Below are 24,952 nucleotides of genomic sequence, written 5' to 3'. Positions count from 1 at the left end.
TCATGCTGCTTAATGGCCTTGATGATTTGTTCTTCGGTATAACGTTTTTTCATTCTGAGATCTCCATTGGCTCCAGTTTATTGGAAATCTCATCAAAGTCATGGTGTTAAATCTGGGGAGAAGGTCAACGTTTTAAGCGCCCTGATCCGATATCAAGATCCAGATGCTGAGACTACTGGTCGCGTTGATAAGCTCACGATAAATGAAATGAGACTTATGTCTCAAAAGATTTTTTTGCTATTTAAAAAAACTTACATCGAACAGAAAAGGAACATTATCGAGGAATTTGACATTCATTCTAATAATGATTTCCTAGGGAGAATTGATGATAAAATGAAGGATGTTAGTTTTAACAAGAAAGATTCCATCGAAAATCAATCAGAAGTTTCAAAGAGCATATTAGTTAGGCGCTTCATGATTAAGTCTTTTACCATATATCAACTTAGCAATACATCAGAACCTAAAGGTTCTGGTATAGGCTGCGGTTATTATGACGAGGATGGAAAAGATGACAAGAAAGGTATAGCAGGAGCAATGAACGACTACATTTTCAATGTTTGCTTCAATCCTACAATTGATATAAAAACTCTCTTCATTTTTTCGATTATTGCCTAACACATTTACTAACACCATTTCATACAAATGAAGAAGGTCTTATTGCATCAGCAAGCTCCATCTCTGAAGGTCTAGACTCTATTAAGATGGGCCGCTTTTGGAAACAACACAAAGACATCATTCGACAAGTCGTGCGAAGTGATCCTGGAAGAGAGGTGCACACATCCAATTATTCAGTTAAATATGAGGATGTTATGGAGAACGTTTTTTCAACTCTAGACAGTATAGAAAAGACATAAATTAACTAAAAGCAGAGTGGCCTCAATTGGTACAAGAAAGAAGAAAAGGCCTCGTAGCTGGGAAGAATAAATGAAAACAACCAAATCCTCCCCCTTCGTGTCCTTCGTGGTGCCTGTATTCAAATTGACAAGGCCAGGCCAATCCGCCAATGCCCACTCCAAATAACGCCAGCATTCCCACACCGCCTGAGTATCGCCCCTCTCCTCTGTGCCCTCTGCGTCCCTGTGGTTATTTTCCCGAAAGAGAGGTTGTCACTGTCTGCAACAGGCCCTGAACTGAATTCAGGGCGACCAAACAAGGCTTAACAATCGATATGCCAGTGCAAACTACTCACCGACGATATAGGCATCCACAATAAAATCCAGCAGAGGATAATGCTCGCTTAAATAAGCATTACCCTGTTCCTTGATTGGGCCTTGTTTGCCTCCGCGCATGCCGCCACCGGCGGTTTCGCCATACAGTGAATACAGCCGGTCGACGACCTCCATGCCTTGTGTCACCTCGCCAAAGGGGGCGAAGCCGTCTTTATCCAAGCGGCTGTTATCGTTCAGGCTGATATACACCTGGGTGTTTCGTGTGTCGGGGCCTGTCATGGCAAACGCCACGCGACCACGCTGGTTACTGGCAACAACAGGATCATCAGCGATTGCCTGATTGGCCCAGGCCTTGGTGACTTGCGGTGATGGGCTTAAGCCAAACTGGGCAATAAAGCCCTCCACCACCCTATTGATGGATACCCCATCGTAGAAACCATTTTTTACCAGATGATAAAATCGCGCAGCGCCGAGCGGCGCCCACGCTTTGTGCACGGTAATCTCAAATGCCCCTTCGGTTGTTTCAAATCGCGCGGTAAACACATCAGGCACCGCTTGTGACCATAAGGGTGATTGTGGGGTTGTTAGTAGTGCCAGGTCCGGGCTCGCCTGCTCGGCGGTCGCGGCCAACAAGCGCGCAAGATAGGGACCCCATATGCTGGGTATGGAATGAGTGCCATGGCCGCGGGTTAATTGAGTAATCGGCAATGTGACTGCTGTCCCCTGTTTTACCCTTTTAGTTTCTTGCTCCAGAATGCCCAGCTCAGGGGGATTGACCTGATCATCCGCTGAATTAATTGCCAGCACTGGCGCCTTGATTTGCTCCAGATGCGGTTTGGGGTTGTAAAAACGCGACGCATCAAAGGCCCAGATTAAATCATTGGCATCCATTGCCCCGGCATAACGTTCCACCAAGCTATCGAGCATGGTTTCTGCCTGTTCCCGGGTCGGTGCCTGCAACTGGTACTGGAGCGGACTGGAGACCATCATGATTAACGGATACATGGCTTCCCGAAGGCCCGGGGGCTGGGTGGTGTAACTGCCCTGCTGCCACTGCGGGTCGTTTTTCACCGCATCGATGATCATCTTGCGCAGCACGCGATTTCGCCCGGCAATTTCCACTGGCAGACTGGCCAGGGGCATCAACGCATCCATATAGTCAGGGTAGGTGTAGCCCCATACCCAGGAAAACATGCCGCCCATGGAAGTGCCGGTGACCAGTCGTAAGTGATTGACCTTAAGATGCTCGGTTAACAAGCGGTACTGGGCACGCACCATATCGTCATAGGTATAAGTGGGAAAGGCGCCACCGAGGCCGTCGCTTGGCTTGCTGGATTGGCCGTGACCGATGGCATCAGGCAATATAATGAAGTACTTTTCTGCATCCAGCAGCCCGCCTTTGGCAAACAGCACCCCGGCATATTGGTCGCGCAGAAACCCGGCGCCGCTGCCGGTGGTACCATGCATCACCAGTACGGCATTGGTAACCTGCCCGTTTTCGTCCCGCTTGATTTCACCCAGGGTCCGGTAATGCTGCCTGAGATCCAGCTCACCGCCGGTTTCAAAGGCAAAGTTTTTGATAATGAACTCGCCTTCCTGCACATCAGGTACAGCATGGACAAAAGTGGACAGGAGCAGCGATGCAAGTGCCAGTAGTGACGATTTACGCATTGAGATCAGCCAGTTATGGGGTTATGGCCTCCATATAACCACAGCCACTGTCAGTAATCCAACCAGTGTTGTGCCGTTCCATTCACTACCTGTAGTATCCCAGGGCCAATAGTTACGACCTTGAATTAGTCCTTTACGTTGTTCAGCGTGGCGAACTATCCATTGGGACTGAGTTCACAGTGGACTGGCGAAGATCCTGCGGCTGTTTTTTCTGCTCTTTGATGATTCGGTCAAAATACAGACTCTGGAAGTCGTCCAGATGCTCCAGTGGCAGGTTCAAGTACTCAGCTATGCGGGTCTCGGTCTCCCGGAACTTGTCTTTAAGGGCCTGATTTTCTGCGTCAGTAATTGGAATCTTATGTTCTTTGGCTCGCTCCAGCGCGGCTTTAAGTTCAGGTATTTCTGTCCAGTAGTAAATCCCCAGTTCATGACGTTTCTGCTTGCCCTCCTCTCCCTGGATTTCACTGTACAGCTTAGAAGCAGCCGCAAATTCTTCCTTGGTAAAAGGGCAAGCCTTGGGCTTTTCACAATCATTGCATTTTGCAAAGGCCAGCGGGGATATCAGGCAGGTTGAGGCAAGCAAAGCCAACACAAATTTCTTCATTACGATCACTCCATTGATTACTTAACTGGCACCAGGCAGCAAAGCACGGTTTTTTTATAAAGTAACAGCAGAGATACTAGCCAACAACTCAGAAAACAGACTTTGTACGGCCAATCCGTCAATTTCTGTTAGCCTTCTCGATTAAATTCAGATACGCCTCGGCAATGTCTGAGCTTAGTCCAGCTTTCCCCATCTTCCGCCGCTTGTCGTTGGCATCTGAGGGGCCAATGGTTTGCCCTCAGTAAAAAAGGTTTAATGGTGCGCTAGCCCTGACTTATCCAATACCTGGCAAGGTGTCTGTGCCCCTGCTTTTCTGTTTGTTTTATCTCTTGCTGATGTTGGTTGGCGGGAATGCTGTGGCGCAGGAGCCGGTTGCGCTTGTGGTGGTGGTCAACAAACAAAGCCCCATCGATACACTGAGTAAGAAGCAGGTGATTGACCTGTATATGGGCCGCTACCTCAGCTTCTCCAGTAGCGACCCGGTAGTAAAAGGTTTAGTCACTGGGCGCTAAGCTAAGGGGTTGAACTCCCTGAGTTTCAGTGAGTCATAACCCCGGACCACTGAGCAAGCCATTCTGGCTGTTCAGGAATGCCCCACTGCTAAAAGGGATTTTTTATGCTTAGCCTTGACCTCACCCGCATCATTTTTGCCCTTGGTTTGTTACTCACTGTCTGTGGTTGCGGCAGTGAGCAAGCAAAACCCAAAGTGACCGACCCCCTCGAGGAGCAAGACTTCGAGTCTTATATCCTGAGCCAGAACTTCTCAGGCGCTGTATATATCGCCCGGGATGGTGAAATATTGCTGAATAAGGGCTTTGGCCTTGCCAACAAGGATTCGGAGCAGTCCAACACCCCTGAGACCCGGTTCCGGATTGGCTCGGTTTCCAAACAATTTACCGCAGCCGCCATCCTGACCTTGCAGGAGCAAGGGTTGTTATCGGTCAACGACTATATCAGCGACCACCTGAGTGACTTTCCAAACGGCACTCAAATTACCTTGAAACACCTGCTGACCCACACTTCCGGCTTGCCCAATTACACCGCGTTGCCTGACTTTGAGGATTATCTCAATGATGAACTGACCCCGGATGAGATTATGGCAATGTTCAAGGATCTGCCCCTGGAGTTTGTACCGGGCAGTGCATTTAAGTATTCGAATTCCGGCTATGTGGTGCTGGGTGCCATTATCGAGCAGGTATCCGGGATAGCCTATGCCGACTATATGGCGCTGCATGTCTTTGCACCTTTGCAGATGGATGCCAGCGGCTATGGCACAAACGAGCCTGTGGCGCCCCTGGATGCCAAAGGTTACAAGCCGGATGGCAGCCTGGCGCCCTATATTGATATGTCCCTGCCCTATGCAGCCGGAGCGCTGGTTTCAACCCTCGGTGATCTGGCCAAATGGGACAAGGCATTGTATGACAACACCCTGCTGAGTACAGAATCCACCGAACTGATGTTCACGCCCGAGCTAAATGGTTATGGACTGGGCTGGCAAATCACCAATATCGCCGAAACCGAAGAGCCGATTCATGTGCACGGCGGAAACATTGCGGGATTCAGTGCCGTGATTGTTCGCTTTCCCATGACCCGCAAACTTATCGTCGTGCTTTCCAACACAGACGATTATCCGGTCAACAAACTGGCTGTGAACCTGAATCTAATTGCTGTGCGCCAGTAATGAGACCACCTTACTGTGCAAGCAGTCCGAAAAAGGAAAAAGGGGGCGAAGGTTATTATTTGCTGGCAGCGAAATCCCTGACCCTTCGCGCTCTTTGTGACTTTCCTGGTTCGGATACTGGAAGCACATTGATTGGGCAGGAAGGGTAACCCATTAAGACGCCACCACGCGCAGCCGTCTGCACAAGGCTAGTTTTCGTCTTTACTGAAGCAGGCCCTGACGCTTCTCAATAGCTGTTTACGATCATAGGGTTTGCTTATGTAGTGCAGGTTCTTGGCCTGATCTTCAGTCATGGACAGCAGGCTCTCTGCGTAGCCTGAAGTGAACAGAATCTGCAGCTCAGGCCAAAGACTCTTGGCCTTTTCCGCCAGTTCTTCGCCGTTTATTCCTCCGGGCATGACGATATCAGTAAACAGTAGCTGCACCGTCTTTGTCACCTGCAGCTTTTCAAGCGCTTCCAGTCCGTCTCGGGCACTGATCACCTCGTAGTTGGCATTTTCCAAGACTTTGCAGGTGTAATTTCTCACCGCTTCATCGTCCTCCACCACCAATATTACCTCTCCTTGCCCTCTTTCCACTTGGACCTGGTCATCAACGGCTTGGGGTTCACGCCCCTGCTCGGCCCGGGGAATATACATGGTGACAGTGGTGCCCTTACCTGGTGTGGAAGTAATATCCACATGGCCGTTGGACTGCTTCACAAAACCGAATACCATGCTTAACCCCAGCCCCGTCCCCTTGCCCAACTCTTTGGTGGTAAAAAAGGGCTCAAAGACTTGTTTCAGATGTTCCGGTGCGATCCCGCAACCGGTATCCGTCACCGATATCTGCACAAATTCACCCGGCGGAGGGAGAGGGTCGGAGGATTCCGCCACTTTTACTTCTATATTTTGTGTTTTTATCTGCAGCCGGCCGCCACCTGGCATGGCGTCCCTGGCATTGATACAAAGGTTGAGAACGGCATTTTCCAACTGACTTTTGTCCACCATGGCCAGCCACAGGTTGTCGTTCAGAACCAGAGTAATCTCAATATGTTCCCCCAGGGTTCTTTCCAGCAAATCCTGCTGCATGGAAAGCAACTCATTGACATCTGTGACACTGGGAAGCAACGCCTGGCGCCGGGCAAACGCCAGTAGCTGCCTCGTCAGGGTTGCCCCCCTTTGCGCCGCGGTTTCAATGATACTGGCCAGGGATATCAAACTCTCCTCTGTCAGGACTTCTTTTAACAGTTCCGCATTGCCCTGAATGACAGTCAGTAAATTATTAAAATCATGGGCCACCCCGCCGGTGAGTTGGCCGACGGCTTCAAGGCGTTGTGAATGCTGCAATTGCTGCTCCAACTCCTTTTGTTTGGAGATATCCCTTAGGATTAATGTGGTGCCGTCCTGGCCCGGATAGACACAGAAATTGACCCAACCGGGAAAGCCGTCCAAAAAAGCGTCAAAGCTGACCGGCTCTTCCTTCTTTGCGGCCTGTAACAGCCGGGCTTCCACTTCAGTCTTTGTCAGGGTAGGAAAAACCTCCCACAACGACTTGCCGAGAATATCCTGTTTGCGGGTACTCAACAGTTGTTCCACTTTGCTGTTGATATAGGTAAACCGCCAGTCGTGGGACAGACTGATAAAAGCATCAGAGATGTTTTCCAGGGTCGTTTCAAACCTTTCAACCAGTTCGCGGAACTCATTCTGAACCAGCTTCTGATGGTGAATATCCATCGCGGTGCCATACCATCTTTGCACATTATTAAATTCGTCTCTGATAGGTATCGCCCGGCCCAGGTGCCAATGATAGCCGCCACTTTTCAGTTTGATCCTGAACTCAGAACTGTAATTGTCAGCGCCACTTTCCACCGCGTATGTCCAGTCTCTGCGGATCCTGTCTCTGTCCTTGGGGTGGATGACGTTCAACCACCCGTCCCTCAACAGCTGCTCCAGAGGCACTCCAGTCAGCTCAACCAATTGGTCACTGAAGAAATTTGCCCTTCCCTCTGAGTCCGCAGACCAGACAATCATCGGCATGGCGTTGGCCAGCTGTGAAAACTGCTGTTTGCTTTGCTCAATCTTGTTTTGCATGGATTTGAGGCGATGAATATCTTCCAAGGTTCCGTAAACACTGACCAACTCTCCATCCTCGCTGTATTCGGGACGGCCAATGACGCGGACCCATCTGGAGAGCCCTCCTTTCACTATTATTTGCAGCTGCAAATCAAAAGGTTCGCCTTTTTCTATGCAGTTACGGATGGCCTGGCGAAGAATGGGCCGGTGTTCCGGCACATAGAGCTTTAGCGCTTCTTCCGGCGTCGCCCTGTCAACCATAGAAAGACCATGAATATTCAATATTTCATCAGTCCAGCTCATTCTGTTGTCGGCCACAGACAGCGTCCATCCACCAAATGAAGCTATCTCGCCGGCAATTTCCAACAGCCTGAGTTTCTCTTCCAAAAAATGTTGCGAATCTGCCAGTGCCTGCTTCTGGGCTTTGGTCAGAAGCAGATATTTGAGGGTGACATAGCTGAAAAAGCCGCTGATTAGAATCATCAAACACGCCAACCCCCGATTACCAAGAACATAGGTGTAAGGGAGTTGTGAAGCATCCGCACTGATAGGAAGCCCAAGCAATACAAATGCAACAGAAACCAGGGTGACTAATTGCACCATCAGCAGCCGATTGGTGAAAATGCTTGCGAACACTAAGGGCAGATACAAGATCCCATGGGAAAAACCCAGGGGGGTAAGAGAATCGAGGTATAACACCAGAAGTAGAGCAGGTAACAGGCACCAGCAGAGAAGCTGCTGACCACCTTCAGATAACGCTTTACCGGAAATGGCCTTAAACAACACCTCAGCCATGATCTATTCCTCCCAACTGTTCAACAGGGGAGCAAGGAAAACGCAGTAACCGGCGGGGTGGGTGCCGCCAGCCGAAATGCCGCTCTTCATAGGCTTATGCATAAGTCCTCCTTGAATATACAAGATAGCGTCACCCTCTTCAGGAAATATACACCCTATTCAAGGCCACCTCACGCCCTTCTCAGCTTAAAACCTGCGGCACTGCCATACCTGCCTTAAGACTGCCCAGCCGCTAGCACCAGAGCGGGTGAAAATAACGTATAACTTACAACACCATAAACACTTCTGCAACCTGCTGTTTTTATTGGTTTTTCTTCAAACGCTGTGAAGTTACATTGACACGCACACCGATCTCCAACCATTGAAAGAAAACCATATCTATTTGTTTTTAAAAGATATATTAGGATTTTGCTCTTATTATCTTATTCAGTTTCTATGGTTATCCAGCCACCCTTATGGTATATCATGTTATCCTTATTTCCGCATTGCAGTTGGCGAAATTTCGGGGAGAGGGACCCAGTAGCCAAACAAATTTCGTGCTAAATATTGCTTAGGAGGAACCCATGAGCTTAGCTAAGGTCGACAGCCAGATAATGGACAAGTTAATGGACCCGGCAAAAGGGAATGAACGGAAGCTCATTCTTTTGGTAGAAGACAATGATCTCGTCAGGCGATATACCACCACATTGCTGGATTTATCCGGCTATGACTTTGTGGTTGCGGAAAATGCGGAGCAAGCCATTGAGCTGCTCGAGCAACATCCTGATATCGATCTGCTTCTAACCGATGTTATGCTACCGGGAAAGATGGATGGTCTGTCGCTGGCTGAATATGCGGTTCGTCTTCGTCCCGGAATCAAAGTGATTCTTTCATCCGGTGACCCGGGCATATTGGACAGCGTTAGCCCCCCCCTGTTCAGTGAGGAGCAGTTCCTACACAAACCCTTTACCAAAGATGAATTCCTGACCAGGCTGGAGTGGGCCTTGTTAAACTAACCCCATCAAAACTCATGACAGAAGCAGGCAGGACGAATTAAAGTTGTACGCATCGATATTTGCTATTTTTCTGATGAGAAGCCAATGACAGACGGAACAGCAAGAGGCAGCAAATGACGGGAACAGAGTTTCAGGTTTTGGCTGTAGACGACGCCCAGTTAATGTGCCATTTCATTTACGAGACGATTACCGGGCTGCAGGGCTTCGCCTGCAAAACGGCCACAGAATTTGTCACTGCAGAAGCGGCGTTGAAGAACCATAAAATTGATATGGCTATCATCGATATCCAATTAAAAAACGCCTCAGGCTTGACCCTGGCAAAAAACATCAGAATGGGACGCTATTCCTGCCGTCATGATATTCCTATTCTTATCTTTACCGGTTTTACCTACAAGGACGATATCAAGCAATGCCTGGCGTTTGACATGCATGATGTGCTGGTCAAGCCCGTTACGGTCATGGAGCTCAGAGAGCGGGTTAAAAAGAACAAAAACAAGCGGATGGAAATCAAACCCCCTGAATACTATCAATCCCTGGAGGAGCCGGCCGAAACCGCGAGAAAGGAGATGAAAGCCGCCATTACCAAATCTGTTTCGGCCGAGAAAAGCCGCTACCAGCCTAAGCCTGTTTCAGTGGAAAGCCGGGTGGAAAGCAGCGACGAGGGCGCATTTATTAAATGGCCCGATCAGATCACCTCCGGATACCATCAGTTGGACCGGCGTATGAAGACCATCACCTTCTTACTCAATACATTACATTGGTCCACTTACCGCAAAGACAAATACACAGAAGCAGGCAACGATATAAACAAGATCAAGCTCGCTTCAGATGACATGCACTTTGTTGCGCAGAGACTTAAAACGAAGCACCCGGGGGATCCGATGTGGACCTCCTTATTTGACCGCTTAAAAGGATTTTCCACCATTCCCATTGAGAAGTTGTCAGTCCCAGATCTGCCAAAGGAGCAGGCAGAAGACATTTTCAAACGGCTTCATAATGCCTGGTTGAGCATTCTGAGTAAGCCAGTCATAAAGCGCATTTAGGGTTAGCTGGCCGCCTATGTACGATCATAACCTTGCCGTCTTTGACCCTGATATTCTCATTTCCTTCTACCAGGGCATGTCAGCCGAAATGCTGGTCGAATCCCTGCAGATTTACCTGCAGGAGGGGGCAATGTTACAGGAAACCATTATGATGGACTTCGATCTGGGAAAAGACGTACAGCGGGGATTTCACAGCTTGAAAACCACCAGCAAGATGGTGGGAGCCATGCGAATCCATGATATTTGCAGAAACTACGAACTCCAGACTCAGCGGGAGGAAAGGCTAAGGCTGATTTCCGAATTTGAAATGGAATGGGAAAGTGCCGAAGAAGCCATCCAGGCCTGGATTGACGCCCGCTAACAAAGCACCTTCACTGACTGTCACATCGTTTTTCAGAAAATCCGCTACCCGCTCTACGTGCCATATCCATCAAATATTCTGACTACCAGCCAAAACGCTCCCTATCACTATGTGTCAATCCGCCTGGCATAAAACGCCTGGATCAGTCCCGCCTGGTAAAACGACACCGGCGGAGAAAATCCTCCCGCTTCAATAATGGATGCGATCTGTCCGGGCGGCAGTATGGCCACATCTTTACCATAAGCGGCCTTGATTCTGCTCACCTCCTGCTCTGAAACCTGCCCATTGGCCATCAGGGTTAACCATAGGCTCAGCAGCTCCTGGTATTGTTCTGAGCGGGTATCAAAGGCCAGATCGGAGCTGACCAGTATTCCGCCAGGCTGCAGATTCGCAGCAATCTGTGCGAAAAGTGCCGAGCGGGCGCCGGGATCAAGAATAAACTGGGAAACCAACAGGCAGGTGGCCGCATCATGGGTTGCCTGAGGCGGCAAAGCCTCCAGATAGCCTTGATGAAAGCGACAGCGGGACGTAAAGCCTGCACGTTCGGCATGCCGCCGACACTGATCCAACATGGCACCTGATGGCTCAACCGCAGTAAAACGCCAGCCGGGGAATCGCCGGGCAAGGTGTAGCAGTTCCCTGCCCGTGCCAACGCCTACACACAGAACATTCGCATCAGGCGGCAACCCCGCCAAAACATGTTCCAGAAAAAAATGCAGCCCGTCAGCAATGGGCGACATTCTGCTCCATTGCTTATCGTAGTGCGGTGCCTGCTGATCGAACAGTGCCGTAAGTTCTTGTTGATTCATGGATGCTCCCGGGGATATCTGTCGGTTCTTCGAGGCCCGGCTGGCCCTGGACTTGTCAATCAGCCATATATGTAACATCAAAGATTACATATCCTAGCAGTTGCCGGTACTTATGTAACTTTATATGTTACATTATTTGACCGTTTCTCATTTTGGGAGTGAAAGGGTGCGCAAAGACAGTCGTCTTTCCAGGGTACTGCATGTATTGGCTCATCTGGGGGCCAGTGAGAACCCCATGACTTCCAGCCAGTTGGCCCGCATGTTGTGCACCAACCCGGTGGTCGTGCGCCGTACCATGGGGTTGCTCAGAGACAGTGGCTATGTCCAGACAGTACAAGGAAGACACGGCGGTTGGTCGCTGACCCGGCCTTTAAGTGACATGACCCTGCTGGAAATTCACAAAGCACTGGGGGATACAGGGTTGATCGGTCTGTCTGTGACCAGTGAGCACGGAAACTGTTTTATTGAAAAGTCGGTTAATCTGGCGCTCACTAGCGTATTCAATGAAGCCGAAACATTGATTCTGGCTCGTTTTGGCGAAATCTCTTTGGATAAGTTGCTGCAAAGACGAGATTAAACATGACAGTACACCCGGTAAACTTTCTGCAGGCGGGGCTCCTGACCCTGACCTTGTTCGGCCTGGCGCTGACCTGGCCACAACGTGAGTACCGTATGTTACAGGTGCTGCTTGCTCTGGTGACGGCCTCCATGCTGTTTAACCTGCTCGAAGAGGTGGGCGATTTACGTCAGGTGTATCTGGTGACGCCCATTTTCCTGCTCGGGGTGGGGCCGGCCATCTACCTGACCATCCGCCAGTTAACCGGCCAGCTACCGGCACTGCCCTGGGCCTGGCATTTTCTGCCCATGCTGGCGGCGTTGCCTGTTACCCACCATACCCAATGGGTGATTGCAGTCGGGACCCTGTCCAGATTGCTGTATGCATTGTTGTCGGTGCGCCTGATTCTGCGCTTTCACCAAACTCTGCAAGCGCGGCGCTCTGACGCCGAGGATCTCTCCCTGAACTGGCTGGCCTGGCTGATTGGCGCGTTTGCCCTGCTGGGAGTGTTGGATCTGATTCGCCTGAACCTGCAGCCCTATATCAGTCTGAAGATCAACCTTTTAGGCCAGACCGCCGGTACCGCGGCCAGCCTGGCGCTGTTTGCCATATTGATCTACCAGGCTGTGCAATACCTTCACCAGCTTCAATTTCTGCGTGGCGAACAGCACCAGGAAGCACCGCCGACCAGTCTGGGGACGATGAGTACACATACCCCACCCGCCCCGGACAATGAGATCTATCGCAACATATTTCAGTCTCTGCAGACGCAGCTAAATGTCCAGCACTGGTACCGCCAGCCCAGGTTGACCCTGCTCGACTTAAGCCAGTTGAGCGGCCTTCAGACCCGGGATATTTCCCGGTCTGTGAACCTTTGCACAGGGCTTAACTTTAACGACTATATCAACCGCCTGCGGGTAGAGGAGGTTAAGCGTGCCCTCAGTGACAATGCCGATCAGAACCTGCTAAGCCTGGCCCTGGAGGCGGGCTTTAATGCCAAATCCAGTTTTAATACCGCCTTTAAAAAGCACCTGGGCATGACGCCGACACAATACAAACAATCGCTGCAATCCTGATCCTGAACGGTCAGAATCAGGATCCTGAACGCAGGATTGTGCCTTTGCAGGGAGACTTACCGGGCCCTTTTTACTTTGAGGATAAACCCGATGAAAACCCTGCATATCATTCTGCTGTTATTACTTCTGTTACTGGCTATGCTCACCGCCCCTGCCCGGGCGGATGAGTCTGCACCATCCCTTCCAGCCAATGCGGACGCCTACGTGATCCGCCATGTCAATGTGCTGGATGTGGCTCAACAACTTGTTTTGCCCGACCAACGGGTGTGGATCGATAACCAGCTTATTACCCGTATCGAGCCTGATACCAGCCCCGTAGAGACCTCCGTACGCCAGGTTCAGGGGCACAACGGGTATCTGACCCCGGGGCTGATGGATATGCATATGCATGCCTGGGATCCGGCGGCCTTTGCCATTAACCTGTCGTACGGGATCACCCATGTGCGCATTATGAACGGCGTGCCCCAGCATCTTGTGTGGCGCCAGCAATTGGCAGACCTGTCGCGCTTTGGCAGCACAGTCACCGTCAGCAGTCCTATTCTCTCCGGCTATCAGGATACGCCTTTGCATCGCTATATCGGCTCGCGCGAACAGGCCAGGGAGGCAGTGGCGTCGGCCGCAAGCCTTGGCTATGACCTGTTAAAAATCTACGGCAGCCTGGGTGCTGAAGGCTATGCCTGGGTCAGGGAGTTTGCCGATAAAGCGGGTATCGCCATCGCCAAGCATGGGCCTCATCCTGCCGGCCTGCAGGCCGGGCATGACCATTCCGCTGACTGGAGCAGCCTTAGGGGGTTACAGTCTCTGGAGCATGTGGAGGATATCTTTCAGGGGCCGCTGAATCACCTGCAGGATGCTGACAAACTGACCCAGACCATTCAAGCCCTGGCTGATTTGCAGGTGCCGGTCACTCCTACTCTGGCTATCTACCAGCAACTGACCCGCATCAGTGCAGAAAAAGATGAATTCATTGACAGTATGCCAAAGGAGTATATCTCACCCCTGGTAGCCTGGTTTGACAGCCATAATCAGGTACAGCGCTGGCTGGATGCCCCCATTGAGGTGGCTGAACATAACCGCCAGACCCTCGCCTATCTGCTTGAGATTACCACCAGGTTGCATCAGGCTGGTGTCCCCATCCTGGCCGGCTCCGATGCAGGGGTGCTGCTCTCGCCCCATGGCCAGTCCCTGCATCAGGAACTGGCGCTGCTAAGACAAGCCGGATTGTCTGAGTTTGAGGTACTGCGCACTGCCACGCTCAATCCGGCAAGGAGCCTGGGCAAAGCCAAGGAGCTGGGGCAGATTAAGGCAGGCCTTAGGGCCGATATGATTTATACCCGGGCTAATCCCCTGGACGATCTGAGCCTGCTCAGCCATCCTGAGGCGGTTATCAAACAGGGACAATGGTTTGACGCAAACGCCCTGAAGCAGCAGCGCCGACAGGCCATAGCCCACCGCAGCCTGTTTGACGAGGCCACCTTGTTGCTGAGTAATATGTAAAGACTGTATCTGACCTGTGTTACGCTGCTTGAGCCTTACCGTCACCCGGCGGGACGGTTCATACCAGTCAACAGGAGCGGGACGATGGAGCAGGTAAGCGTAATCAATACCATAGTGGTGCCAGCGGGAATGGAAGCTGAGGCGGAGCGTGTAAGATCCGTCTACGTGGATTACTTCAGCCGCCAGACGGGTTTTGTCAGCTCCACCTTTTACAAGGCCCTGAACAGGGACGATGATGGAGCCCTGCGCTACGTTAATATTGTCGTCTGGGCCTCACAGGCGCACTTTGAACAGGTGGTTAACCAGGGTTTTGACAACGCAGAGGGCGAAAACCTGGATGGTTTGCGGGTACTGGGCAAAGGTTTCCCTGCCCCTATCCAGGTCTGGCCCGGGCAATACCAGGTGATTGCAGAAAACAGCTAAATACGGCCATTCGACGGAACCTTGCCGGCTGCCTCCTGGACTAGTTAATACGCCTGCCCACCATCGGCCGGTATGAAGACGGCAGGGCCGGCTGAGCAAACCGCCCGGGCTCAAACAGTTTAACCGGCTCGTACATTTCCGCCTCATGGGAGGCGATGGCCATGATCTCCTGAAAATAGGCCGGCAGATCAGGATCCTCACGCATGGCCTGATAATCGGCTTCACTTTGCCACTGCACATACCAGGTGACCTTTCTGCCGTCCCGGCTTTTCTCCAAACTGGCCCACACAAAGCCCGGCGCACTGCGCAGGGCCTCTTCAGTGGCACGGCTGAGCAACTGGACCAGGCGCGATTGGTTCTCGGGCTCGACCCGAAATACTTTGAGCAGGGTAAGTGGGGGACTGGCTGGCATTGTCATGACCTCTCCTTTATTTGCCGCCTGCTGTTTGCAAGCTGGGTATCAGAGGCTGCCACCAACGCAGGGTGTCCAGGCTTTGCTGAAGGCTTAACACCTGGCCGGGAACCGGACTGGAGAGCCTGACATTATGCTGGTCAGCCAGTTGACTGATGCGTTCCAGCGGCTCATACCAGGCATGAAAGGCCAGATCGAAGGTGCCGTTATGGATAGGCATCATTACCCTCCCCTGCAGATCCAGATGGGCCTGCAGACTCTGTTCTGGCGTCATATGTACATCCGGCCAATCCGGATCATAGGCCCCGGTTTCCACCAGGGTCAGGTCGAATGGACCATACTTGCGGCCGATCTGCTTAAAACCCTGAAAGTAGCCCGAGTCGCCACTGAAAAACACATTCTGATGGGCCGTTTTAATTACCCAGGAACCCCACAGGCTGTTATTGGCGTCGCTTAAGCCCCGGCCGGAAAAATGCCGGGTGGGGGTAAAGGCAATCAGGCCCTGATCGGTATGCATCTCCTGCCACCAGTCGAAGCTTAGGATTTTATCCTCTGGCAGGCCCCACTTGATCAGGTCTGCCTCGACACCCAGCGGCACCAGAAACTGGCCGGTCTTGCGGCTGAGCTGTTTAACCGCAGCCTTGTCCAGATGATCGTAATGATTATGGGAGATCAGCACTTTGTCGATGTTGGGCAGCTCTTCAATGCTGATGGGGGTTTGATGAAAACGTTTGGGGCCGATAAAGGCAAAAGGCGAAGCGCGCTCGGCAAAGACCGGATCGATCAGCCAGAACTCTTTGTAGACCTTCAACAATACAGAGGAGTGACCCAGCTTAACCAGATGCAATTCATTATCTGATAAAGCTAATAATTGCACACGGCTGATTGTTTGTATGGGCAGGGCCTGCTCAGGCACGGCGTGAACCTTCTCTTCGGTAAAAAAACGCAGCATGATGGCCAGGGTCCGACCCAAGCTGGTCGGCGTTACGGCTTCTGCGTTGTGGAATTTACCCTCGTAAAAATGGCTGTTTGTTTTTGCTTGCTCTGCGCCAATGGCGGCCAGTTGATTGTTCACCCCTGCTGCTCCCAAGAATAATGCCAGGATGATCCCGGCTGTCCAAAGTCGTTTTTTCATTGCACACCAAAGTAAACTACACGGTGTAGTTTAGACAAAGCCGGCCAAAAGTAAACTCATTAGTGCAACTTTTTTTAATCAGGAGTAAACTGTCCACCAGCAAGACGAGGTGAATATGAAATTGTCGGATAAAAAGCGCCTGCATATTCTTGAGGCGGCTGAGCAGCTCTTCTACCAGCAGGGGGTGGAACAGACCAGCATGGATCAGGTGGCGCAACTGGCTAATGTGTCAAAGCGCACCGTATATAATCACTTCGACACAAAAGACGCCCTGTTCCACGCCATTTTAGACCGAATGCGCGAACAACTGGGCGGCACCGAACCCGTTATATTCGATCCCTCTGAGGACCTCCAGTCACAACTGACACGCATTGCCGTGCAGGAAGCTGCCCTGCTCACCTCCGATTCCTTCTTGCGTACTGCTCGCGTGGCCTTTTTACATATGCTCAGACAGCCGGAGCTGGCCAAACGGCTCAGTGGCAAAAAAATAGGTTGTATGAGTTTTCTGGAAGAATTCCTCCAACAGGCCGTCGCGGCCGGAGTACTGGAGGTCGAAGATGCCGAGTTGGCCGCCAAGCAATTTGTGATGCAACTCAAATCCTTCTTATTCTACCCGCGCCTCTACGGCTTTGATGTACCGGACGAACAACAGGAACGCTATGTAATCGAGCAGACGGTGGCCATGTTTTTGGCCCGGTATCGGGTTGTTCAACAATAACCCAATACCTTAGTAGTAGATCTAACCTCCTTTGATGGACTTGGTTGTGAACGGCTGCGTCTAACAGTCCGAGCAGCTCGCAGTGAGACGAATTGTGCGGTGGGCAAAAACTGAAGGGCTTTCTTGTTGTGAAAGATGCAAATATCAGTCTTGGTTCTTCTTCTCTTTACGGGCCTTGATTTTGATGACTGCACTGGTGTCGTCGCGGGACAGGCATTCTCTGTCGTGGCCGTTGTTGAAGGTGAGTTCGACCGGCTGGTTTTGCTGTTTGGCGCGCTGGGCGATGGCCATTTTGGTGGGCAGGTCTTCGTCACCCACAAAGCCCAGCACCTGCCAGTTCTGGCCTTCCAACTGGATAAAGGTTTTTTCTTCGGTTGGATACAACATCTGCACCTTGGCATCCGGGCATTTGACGTTGGCCTGAGCCAGTGTACTGGCCATTATCAGCAACAGCCCTGTTAGTATTTTTTGCATTTTCATTCCTTTAATCTATTGATTAATAATCTTTTTTATTATTTTTGCACGGTGCAAGACTTGACCCTGTGTCTTTGTGCTTAGTCATTTATTTCATTTGGATATGGTTTTTATTTTTCAAACTTTCCACTGTTCAATTAGAGAAAGTAGCTTATTGTTTATCTCAGACCACCTTAGCAGGAATTTTTTATCGAAAGATGTAAAGATTCCTCTATCATTGGTGCTATCAAGATACTCTAATTTACATACACTGTTGACTTGGCCGTCAGAGCAATGAATGAGAACATTGTCGCCATGGTAGTTTTGAGCCAGGTAAGTCACACCGCTATCGTGTACATTTCTATAAGCAGTTAGTCCCTCTAAATCCAAGCTACTATCCCTTTCTGACAACCCATACTTTATTGCATTGCTAAGGCTTTTACTTGCATCCAAACGCCCCCCGCCATTAATTTTTGTCCAGAATGCTGTAACTTGATTTGGGTTATACCGACCAACTGTTGCAATATCATCCTCCTCTCCAAATCCTTTAAAATCGGGAAAAAAGAAAGTTACTTCGATCATATTTTCCCTTCTGATTTTGTCAGGAAACTCGCGGTTTGGAGAAAGGTGACTTTTTGGAATATTAAAAATCTCACCTGCCATGAGCACCGTGACATTCGTTTGTTCAAGCATTTTCGCCTCTCCACCCGCAAAACTAGTACCAAAGGTCAATATGGTTAGCAAGAATAAAGTCAGTATTAGTTTAAACTTTGACAGATAATTTGTGAAAGCAAAGCTATTCATAATATACCCCTAGTACTCAATTAAACATGTGCCGCAGGCTAAATCGGCTTTAACTGCATTACCAAAACCGAGAGTTCTACCCGCTTTTACTGCATCAAATGCCGCATTCATACCGTGCTGTCTAAATGTAGTTTTCATAGCATGACTATAACTTTGTCTGAACTTATTTAACTCATATGAACTACCTCTTATAAGCTGTCCTACGGTTTCATTATTGGGGCCATAGGGTAAATCCCAGAAATACGATGAACCGCCCCAACCACCAATTGTTTGTCCTCCATTACTGAGGGCCACTCGAATATCAGCAACAACCAACTGGTTAAAATTCGGGACACCACCACTTCGCAATACATCTGTAATAACATTTTGAGCGATAGAATCAGAAATCCCCTGCAACATTTCTGGAGTTGCAATAATACCGTCTAAAGCCAAACCTTTGGTGGTAAACGCCCTAATCCAAGTATTCGCCGGCGTGTCTTTATTAAGGTTTATCTCGATAGCTTTTTCGAACCAGAATTTTGTAACGTCATCGACACCATTTAGCCCTTGAATCTCACCCAGAATATAGCTGTACGCACCCGCATAATTTCCACCTTTAAATAAGTCAGCTATATTACCTAGCTGTTTATCATTAAAGGAAGCCTGTAGTCCACTGCCGCCCCCCTGCTTGGCTTTCTGATACTCCCCAAGCATATCCATCGTTTCTTTAACATCACTGCCTGTCAAAGGCTGGGATGCACTGGCCCCGTTAGACTCTCCGCCTCCATGCTTACTGTTTAACATCTTGGCGGTATTTGATGCGGCTAAGTTCGATCCATTACCGCCATTACTTGGAGGCAGTTTGTCACATATACTTCCAAGCCGCGACGCAGCGCAAGACTCTGGTGGTTTTCCAGAATACCCCGTCGGATCAGTCCCAGACATCGGGTTATTCATAATATACGAGTAAGGGTTAATACTCTGGCTGTTGCCGGGGCTTTGGATCACGGGGTCCACAGACAAAAACCGTCCGACCTTGTAATCGTACACCCGCCCGTTCATATGAATGAGTTCCGCTTCATCCAGATGTTCATGATCGGTAAAGCCCCGACGCATTTCACCATCGTTCAGTCTGGGCGTTGACAGTTGCGTCCAGTCGCCACCTCTTGGCGTGCCGAAGGGATCGAAGTGACGACGGCTAACCAAAGCACCGTTGTGGTCTGTAAAGGTGGTGGCGCTGCCCAGGCGGTCGCGGTGGGTAAAACGGATTTTCTTGTCACTGTTGCCCAGCTCCAGCACCGCTACGTCACTGATATACAGCTTGTTGATGGTGGCGGTGGCGGTGACGTCCACTTCATAGTGCTTGCCTATGTAGTAAGTGGTGGTGGTTTGGCCGCTCACTGTGCGCACCTGCTTGGCCCGTGCTAAGTCGGCGCCGTAAGTAAAGTTAACACTACCGTTGCGGCTGATGCTGACCGGCTTGTTAAAGATGTTGTAGGTGATTTCCTGACTGCCGTTGCGGTGGGTCAGGTTGCCTTTATTGTCATAACCGAAGCTGACCGAACCACCGGCTTTCAGAGCCACCTGGCTGAGCTTGTTGCTACCGCTGACGTACTGGTAGGCGCTGGCGCTGTTGGTGGAATAGTCGGTTTTATACTGAATATTCCCGGCAGCGTCATAGCCGTAATCCACGCTAAAGTCGAAACCACTGCCTGTGGTGGCGGCTGATACGAGTCGCTGCAATTCGTCGTAAACAAAGTTGTCGGTACTGTTGATGCCCTCAGCCTGGTTATGCTGGGTGAGCAAATTGCCGTAACTGTCATACGACGAATACACCAGTGACTGCACCGTAATGCCATTGCTGATAACTTCACTGGAAAGCATCTGGCCGGTCTTAGCGCTGTAGTTATAGGTGCCGGTTTCGTTGCCATCGCCAATTAAGGCAGCGGTGATATTACCGAAGGCGTCCTGGGCGGTCACTTCACGGTAGGTGTAGTTGCTGGCGGCATTGTATTCACGGGTCAGATACCCACGGGCGTTATAGTCATAGGCTACCTGCAGGCCATTGGGGTAGTTCATGGCCTTGGGCCTGCCGTAGTTGCCGTCATACTGGGTTTCGGTGATATAGGTGTTGCCGTCCACCGTCAGTGTTGTATGGGTGGGCTGACCCGCCCAGTTGTAGCTGATTACCTTAGTGATGCCGTTTTCAGACTCCCGACACAGTAAACCGTTTTTACAGGTTACGTTGATACCGCTGTTGGCGTCCCAGGCAAAGGTGGCAGTGCTGCCATCGGCAATGCGCTGGGTCACCCGGCCCAGGTGGTCCATGTCGTAGAAGATGGCCTTGCTGTTGGCGTCCAGCTCTTTTTCCAGCTCGCCAAAATCATTGTAGGTGAACTGGGTCTGGCCCTGATTCGGGTCGTTAACCCACGCCTTTCGACCCAATGCATCGTATTTGGCGGTGATGCGATTGTCCTTCACATCTTGGATCAGGATGGGGTTGCCACCGGCATCATACAGATATTGGGTAGCCATACCGTTGGCATCGATGGTCTCAACCAGTTGTTCCAGGCTGTTGTAAGTCCGGGACATGTCAAGGTCCGAGCCTACTTCGGCCGTGGTACTGATATTGGTGGTCAGGCCGCTGTAGCTGTACTGAGTGGTTAAGTCGGCGTAGGTGCCGTTGGTTACCTTTTGTGTAACCCGGCCCAAGACATCATGACCACTGTAAGTCGTCACGCCTTTTACCGTGCTGGTATAGGGATTGGTTTCGTAGGTTTTCAGGCCACGGGCATCGTAGCTGATATCTTGCTTAATCCAGGTGCTGCTATTAAAACCCTCCACGCGGGTATGGACAGTGCGGCCGAGCAGGTCTTTGTACTCTTCGGCTTTGGGCGCGCCGGCCTGCTGGCTTACCACTTTCATAACGGCGCCATTGGTGGTGGCGGTTTGATAGCTGATGTACTGGGTAGGCTGCCCGGTGACATCTACCTGTTTAGGACGGCCCAACTGGTCATATTTGGTGGTGGTGACCACGTTGCTGATATCGGTTTGTTCGGTTGGCTGCCCCAACGCCGGGTCGGTTTTCTGGTAGGTGCTGAGCAACTTGCCGTTGCCCACCTGTGTATTGGTTTGGTAGGGGAAGTAGCCGTCTTCGGCAACCGTATTGCCGTTGTTGCTGTAATAGATTTCTGTGACCCGGTTCTGGGTGGCTGCGGTCATGGCGCTGCCACTGTAGGCAGTGCCTGAACGGGTCAGTTTCTTGGGCAGGCCATAGTTGTTGTAGACATAGGTCGTCAGCAGCGAGCTGCCATCGCCAGTGGTGGTTTGGGTATCGGGCAAACGGAACGTGCTGTTCCAGGTCACTGCGGTGGTGGTGACTTTTTGCACATTGGTGCTGGAAGCCGGACTAGGCTGGGCGCCTTTATATACCACCGGGCTGCTGGTCAGAGTTTTGTTTTCCCAACGCCGTGGCCAGGTCTCAGAGGCAAGACTAAAGTCGGTCTCCACCACCTTGGTCAGGGTCATGGTGGTGTCATCGATGACTTCGGTTTGAATTAACACATTACCAAAGTCATCCACATCGCCACCTTGCACCGTGACAGTGCGGGTAGAAATGGGCGTGGTAGTGACGGTTGTCGCGCTGCCGCTGGTTTGTACGTCGTAGCGGATTTCTTCAGCCTTATGATTGTAAATAGCAAAGGTGCCCGGCCAGCGGCTGTTGTGCCCAGTGTTGGCATACCAGATGTTATTCAGTTCACGTATGGGATTAGGGTCCCCTTGCCTGAATACTTTCTGGCTCGTTATCTGGCTGGTGAAGGGGAACTTAACTCTGAAGGCTGTTTCAGTTTGCGTGTTGTTGACGTCATCAAAAACGGTAATACCGGTAAAGCCCCGGAATCCCCGACCTTTGAAGTTGTAGGTGGCGTCGGTGTAGTGGTAACGATACTTATTGGTACTGCCTACCCCGTTGCTCTGTTCAAACCTGGATACCGCATACATGCTGGAAGCAAAGTTGAAATGCTCGCTGTCCACTACATCGCGGGGCATTTGGTAGTAATTCGGAATTTGACCGGTGGTTAAAGGATGGTAGCTCCATTGGCTGACTTTGCCGGCGCCGTCCTGGACTTGTACCAACATATCGATGGCCTGATAATCATCGTTTCCTGGTGCAGCCAGTTCAGAAGAACCTAGATTCCTACTGATGTAGACTTTGTTTAGTGTTTTGCCTGCCATGGGCGAACCAGAGATCGGTGTTACTGAACATCCGGTTGGAGTTTTACACCCGTAAGCGAAAACCAGATCCGGTAGGCCCTTACCAAAACCATCCATCAGGAATGAATTATTGGCGGTACCAATCATATCTGTTTGCTCAATTTGCGCCTTGATGCTGCCATCGGAAAGCTCAATAAAGTGCATTGCCTTGTAACGGTACACATTAGTATCCCAATCTGTACTCATTGCGGCACGGGTACCATCTTCTCGGAAATATGTTCCATAATGCTGGGCCCCACAACGGGTTGTCCACTCCCAGTCGCCGCCAGAGCCTATGGGGTAGTACCTAAAATCAATACAACCAGAGGCCAGGATTTGACCATCACCAGGGAAGAGTAACTCGTCAACTCCATCGCCGTTTAGATCCGCCACTTTGAAGGCCGTTGAAAACTTAGGCAACACTTTGTAATCTGGCTCCTGAGGAGTCGAAATAGGAGTTTGCACCGTTCGTTTAGGCAATGTTGCAGCAGCTCCTAGGTCAATCGGCGCACTAAACTCGCCGTTTCCATTGTTTAGCTTGACCATCAGGTAACCATTATTCTCAGCTAACTGTTGTTCATAGGCTTCATATTCAGCAGTCAGTTTTTCAGCGTTTGTATCTCCGCTCATAATGTCACCCGGCGGAGGCCGGGGTATTTCACCACCGCCCCCATCATCCTCAGACAATCCGTTAGCCATCCACCCCAACCAATCAGGTAATCCATCGCCATTGACATCAAGCAACATGGAGAAATCACCGAATTGACCGAAACCACCGAAGTTCAGGTCTTTTTCTACAAATGTTGGCAATGAACCGTCAATATGTGTAAGCAATAGACGTTTCAACGTCGCTGTGCTCTCATGGGGATCCTGTCGGGCAACTGCCAAATCTGGCAGCCCATTGCCATCCATATCTCCTAAGTACTGCAGGTCCTCATCTGGACCTATATTCACCATCTCCTGTTCGGAGGGATAAGGATAGTATGGATTTGTACTGTGCAGATATAGGCCTACTCTGCCCGAAGTGATCGACCCACTACCGCTTTTAAGTTTGGTTTCAACGACCAAATCAGGCCACCCATCACCATTGTAATCTGCTGCGTGGACCAGGCGGTCTTCTCTGAAGGTATCCCATTTCATTGATACATTTGTGTTGACAGGTGTAATGACTTGAGAAGGAAAATCTGTCAGTCCAACTTTAAGGAATCCACTTTCCACCCACCAAATGTCAGTTCGACCATCTAAATCAAAATCGGCATTGACACAAATCTGCTGACCAAGAAATGAGCTTCGCCGGCAAGAATTACTCTGGTAACTGTTTGCACCGTCGGATCCACCTTCAGCGTTTACGAAGTAGGTTGGCCAGTCCCGGACACCATCACCGTTGATATCTCCAGCGGCACCCGTTGAACGTATATCTGGGATAATCTCTCCGTCCGTTGGGAGCAGTTCATCCCCGGATGATGTAGTCAGTAGCTGTAAGTCCACTTTGATTTGACTGTCTGACCAATCAAATATTGTGGGCTTACGACAGATTTCGGCCCCATACTGACCGCATTCGTTGATACTTATTAGCAAAGAACGATTACTGGCGCTGCTTGATTGATAAACAAGACTGTACTGCCGTATCTTGTTACCGGCATACCAAGTGGAAATGGTCTTGAGACGGCGAGTCTGGCGGGTCTTGCCGCCAGCTATAAATTGAGTACGAACATCAGGACGTGATTCATAAGCAAAACGTACTTCCCGGTCGCCGGTATTGTTTGCATCTCCGGTATAGTTTATTTGTTGGAGCAATAATTCCCCAGCTCCAACATTGCTGTAACTGTAATCAATCTGATTGCCGGCGGGATTGATTTCCTTATCCAATAGCCAACTTATGGGAACAAGTTTGCCGTCGGCCCTTACTTTCGCACTTTGCCCATAATACTGAATATTGTTGTTGGGCAGATGAACCTTAAAATAAGCAGAAAGGCTATTGATGCTTCCACCAAGTTGGATAACTCTTGCCATGCTACCCAGTTCGGTACGGTACTCGGCCCCCGACGCCCCATAGGTACCGGACACGGCTATCAGACGCTGGCCATTCAGGCACAGCTTGTCGATGCTCAGGTCATATTGGATACCACTGGCAAATTCATCTTGGTCCATTGTCGGTGGACAGCGGGAAAGACTACCACCGGCTGACAAGCTAAAACCTACCCCAGCAATATCATTACCGCCGCGGCTACTGTAACTCAAAGTTACTTGTGGCTGCATCCCGGCTCTGCCTGGAGGTATTACTATTGGCACACTGTACCCAGCCGCTCCTCCATCGGCACTCGCTTGGGCTGGAGTTGACCTTTCCCCGAGATTAGTACCAATCCCTCAATGAGATTTTCCTGCTTAAGCTGCCTGTTTTGCATACTCAACAGGCGACATGTAATTCAGTGAGCTATGCGGGCGAACATGGTTGTAATGCTC

The 24,952-nt window shown here is 50.5% G+C and carries 21 protein-coding genes; 11 read left to right on the top strand and 10 right to left on the bottom strand.

From position 1 onward, the window contains the following. Positions 1-66 precede the first annotated feature (66 nt). Entirely contained in the window at positions 67-615 is a 549-nt protein-coding gene (locus tag J0A66_RS20795; protein WP_206575793.1) for a hypothetical protein, read from the top strand. A gap of 566 nt (positions 616-1,181) precedes the next feature. On the opposite strand, the gene J0A66_RS20790 is transcribed toward J0A66_RS20795, so the two are convergent. After that, positions 1,182-2,840 carry an alpha/beta fold hydrolase gene (locus J0A66_RS20790; RefSeq protein WP_206575792.1) on the bottom strand — a complete coding sequence of 553 codons (1,659 nt, stop codon included), beginning with the start codon at positions 2,838-2,840 and terminating at the stop codon, positions 1,182-1,184. A gap of 142 nt (positions 2,841-2,982) precedes the next feature. After that, complete coding sequence (locus J0A66_RS20785) at positions 2,983-3,444, bottom strand: hypothetical protein (RefSeq protein WP_206575791.1); 462 nt, start codon at positions 3,442-3,444, stop codon at positions 2,983-2,985. 299 nt (positions 3,445-3,743) lie between these two features. On the opposite strand from J0A66_RS20785, the gene J0A66_RS20780 reads away from it, so the two are divergent. Next, on the top strand, positions 3,744-3,956 hold the full coding sequence (locus J0A66_RS20780) for a hypothetical protein (protein ID WP_206575790.1): 213 nt from the start codon (positions 3,744-3,746) through the stop codon (positions 3,954-3,956). A 104-nt stretch (positions 3,957-4,060) separates the two neighbouring features. Then, positions 4,061-5,125: a serine hydrolase domain-containing protein gene (locus J0A66_RS20775; RefSeq protein WP_206575789.1), complete on the top strand. Its 1,065-nt coding sequence runs from the start codon at positions 4,061-4,063 to the stop codon at positions 5,123-5,125. Between the two features lie 188 nt (positions 5,126-5,313). Here the strand turns inward: J0A66_RS20775 and J0A66_RS20770 are convergent, their stop codons facing one another. Continuing rightward, on the bottom strand, positions 5,314-7,662 hold the full coding sequence (locus J0A66_RS20770) for a PAS domain-containing protein (RefSeq protein ID WP_206575788.1): 2,349 nt from the start codon (positions 7,660-7,662) through the stop codon (positions 5,314-5,316). 875 nt (positions 7,663-8,537) lie between these two features. On the opposite strand from J0A66_RS20770, the gene J0A66_RS20765 reads away from it, so the two are divergent. The 3 genes from J0A66_RS20765 (at position 8,538) to J0A66_RS20755 (ending at position 10,373) form a co-directional block, all read left to right on the top strand. Further along, positions 8,538-8,969 (top strand): response regulator, encoded by a 432-nt coding sequence (locus tag J0A66_RS20765; protein ID WP_206575787.1) that lies wholly within the window; start codon positions 8,538-8,540, stop codon positions 8,967-8,969. Between the two features lie 113 nt (positions 8,970-9,082). Then, positions 9,083-10,012, top strand: a complete 930-nt coding sequence (locus J0A66_RS20760) for a response regulator (protein ID WP_206575786.1) — start codon at positions 9,083-9,085, stop codon at positions 10,010-10,012. A gap of 16 nt (positions 10,013-10,028) precedes the next feature. Continuing rightward, the gene (locus J0A66_RS20755; protein WP_206575785.1) at positions 10,029-10,373 is read left to right on the top strand and encodes an Hpt domain-containing protein; all 345 of its coding nucleotides are present in this window, start codon (positions 10,029-10,031) and stop codon (positions 10,371-10,373) included. A gap of 107 nt (positions 10,374-10,480) precedes the next feature. Here J0A66_RS20755 and J0A66_RS20750 read toward each other — a convergent pair whose 3' ends face one another. Further along, complete coding sequence (locus tag J0A66_RS20750) at positions 10,481-11,182, bottom strand: class I SAM-dependent methyltransferase (RefSeq protein WP_206575784.1); 702 nt, start codon at positions 11,180-11,182, stop codon at positions 10,481-10,483. 166 nt (positions 11,183-11,348) lie between these two features. Here J0A66_RS20750 and J0A66_RS20745 point away from each other — a divergent pair, with 166 nt between their 5' ends. The 4 genes from J0A66_RS20745 to J0A66_RS20730 all read left to right on the top strand — a co-directional run bounded on the left by J0A66_RS20745 (position 11,349) and on the right by J0A66_RS20730 (position 14,734). Next, entirely contained in the window at positions 11,349-11,759 is a 411-nt protein-coding gene (locus tag J0A66_RS20745; RefSeq protein WP_206575783.1) for an Rrf2 family transcriptional regulator, read from the top strand. A gap of 2 nt (positions 11,760-11,761) precedes the next feature. After that, positions 11,762-12,814 (top strand): AraC family transcriptional regulator, encoded by a 1,053-nt coding sequence (locus J0A66_RS20740; RefSeq protein ID WP_206575782.1) that lies wholly within the window; start codon positions 11,762-11,764, stop codon positions 12,812-12,814. A gap of 90 nt (positions 12,815-12,904) precedes the next feature. Then, positions 12,905-14,311, top strand: coding sequence for an amidohydrolase family protein (locus J0A66_RS20735; RefSeq protein WP_206575781.1), 1,407 nt, complete (start codon positions 12,905-12,907; stop codon positions 14,309-14,311). 84 nt (positions 14,312-14,395) lie between these two features. Then, complete coding sequence (locus tag J0A66_RS20730) at positions 14,396-14,734, top strand: antibiotic biosynthesis monooxygenase family protein (RefSeq protein WP_206575780.1); 339 nt, start codon at positions 14,396-14,398, stop codon at positions 14,732-14,734. Positions 14,735-14,774: 40 nt separating this feature from the next. Here J0A66_RS20730 and J0A66_RS20725 read toward each other — a convergent pair whose 3' ends face one another. Next, on the bottom strand, positions 14,775-15,152 hold the full coding sequence (locus J0A66_RS20725; RefSeq protein WP_206575779.1) for a putative quinol monooxygenase: 378 nt from the start codon (positions 15,150-15,152) through the stop codon (positions 14,775-14,777). Positions 15,153-15,162: 10 nt separating this feature from the next. After that, complete coding sequence (locus J0A66_RS20720) at positions 15,163-16,281, bottom strand: MBL fold metallo-hydrolase (protein WP_206575778.1); 1,119 nt, start codon at positions 16,279-16,281, stop codon at positions 15,163-15,165. A 115-nt stretch (positions 16,282-16,396) separates the two neighbouring features. Here J0A66_RS20720 and J0A66_RS20715 point away from each other — a divergent pair, with 115 nt between their 5' ends. Beyond that, a complete protein-coding gene (locus tag J0A66_RS20715; protein ID WP_206575777.1) occupies positions 16,397-16,999 on the top strand; it encodes a TetR/AcrR family transcriptional regulator in 603 nt (200 codons plus the stop codon). Between the two features lie 144 nt (positions 17,000-17,143). On the opposite strand, the gene J0A66_RS20710 is transcribed toward J0A66_RS20715, so the two are convergent. The 4 genes from J0A66_RS20710 to J0A66_RS23870 form a co-directional block, all read right to left on the bottom strand. Then, positions 17,144-17,473, bottom strand: coding sequence for a hypothetical protein (locus J0A66_RS20710; RefSeq protein ID WP_206575776.1), 330 nt, complete (start codon positions 17,471-17,473; stop codon positions 17,144-17,146). Between the two features lie 117 nt (positions 17,474-17,590). Continuing rightward, the gene (locus tag J0A66_RS20705; protein ID WP_206575775.1) at positions 17,591-18,256 is read right to left on the bottom strand and encodes a hypothetical protein; all 666 of its coding nucleotides are present in this window, start codon (positions 18,254-18,256) and stop codon (positions 17,591-17,593) included. Positions 18,257-18,265: 9 nt separating this feature from the next. Beyond that, positions 18,266-24,853 carry a SpvB/TcaC N-terminal domain-containing protein gene (locus J0A66_RS23745; protein ID WP_338143932.1) on the bottom strand — a complete coding sequence of 2,196 codons (6,588 nt, stop codon included), beginning with the start codon at positions 24,851-24,853 and terminating at the stop codon, positions 18,266-18,268. A 21-nt stretch (positions 24,854-24,874) separates the two neighbouring features. Further along, positions 24,875-24,952: integrase core domain-containing protein (locus J0A66_RS23870; RefSeq protein WP_144020606.1), on the bottom strand; the 78-nt coding region annotated here is incomplete at its 5' end.

The organism is Bowmanella dokdonensis, from assembly GCF_017254865.1.
Classification (GTDB): Bacteria; Pseudomonadota; Gammaproteobacteria; order Enterobacterales; family Alteromonadaceae; genus Bowmanella; species Bowmanella dokdonensis.
The sequence above is the reverse complement of the archived record's forward strand: the minus strand, read 5'-3'. Positions and strand labels throughout refer to the sequence as shown.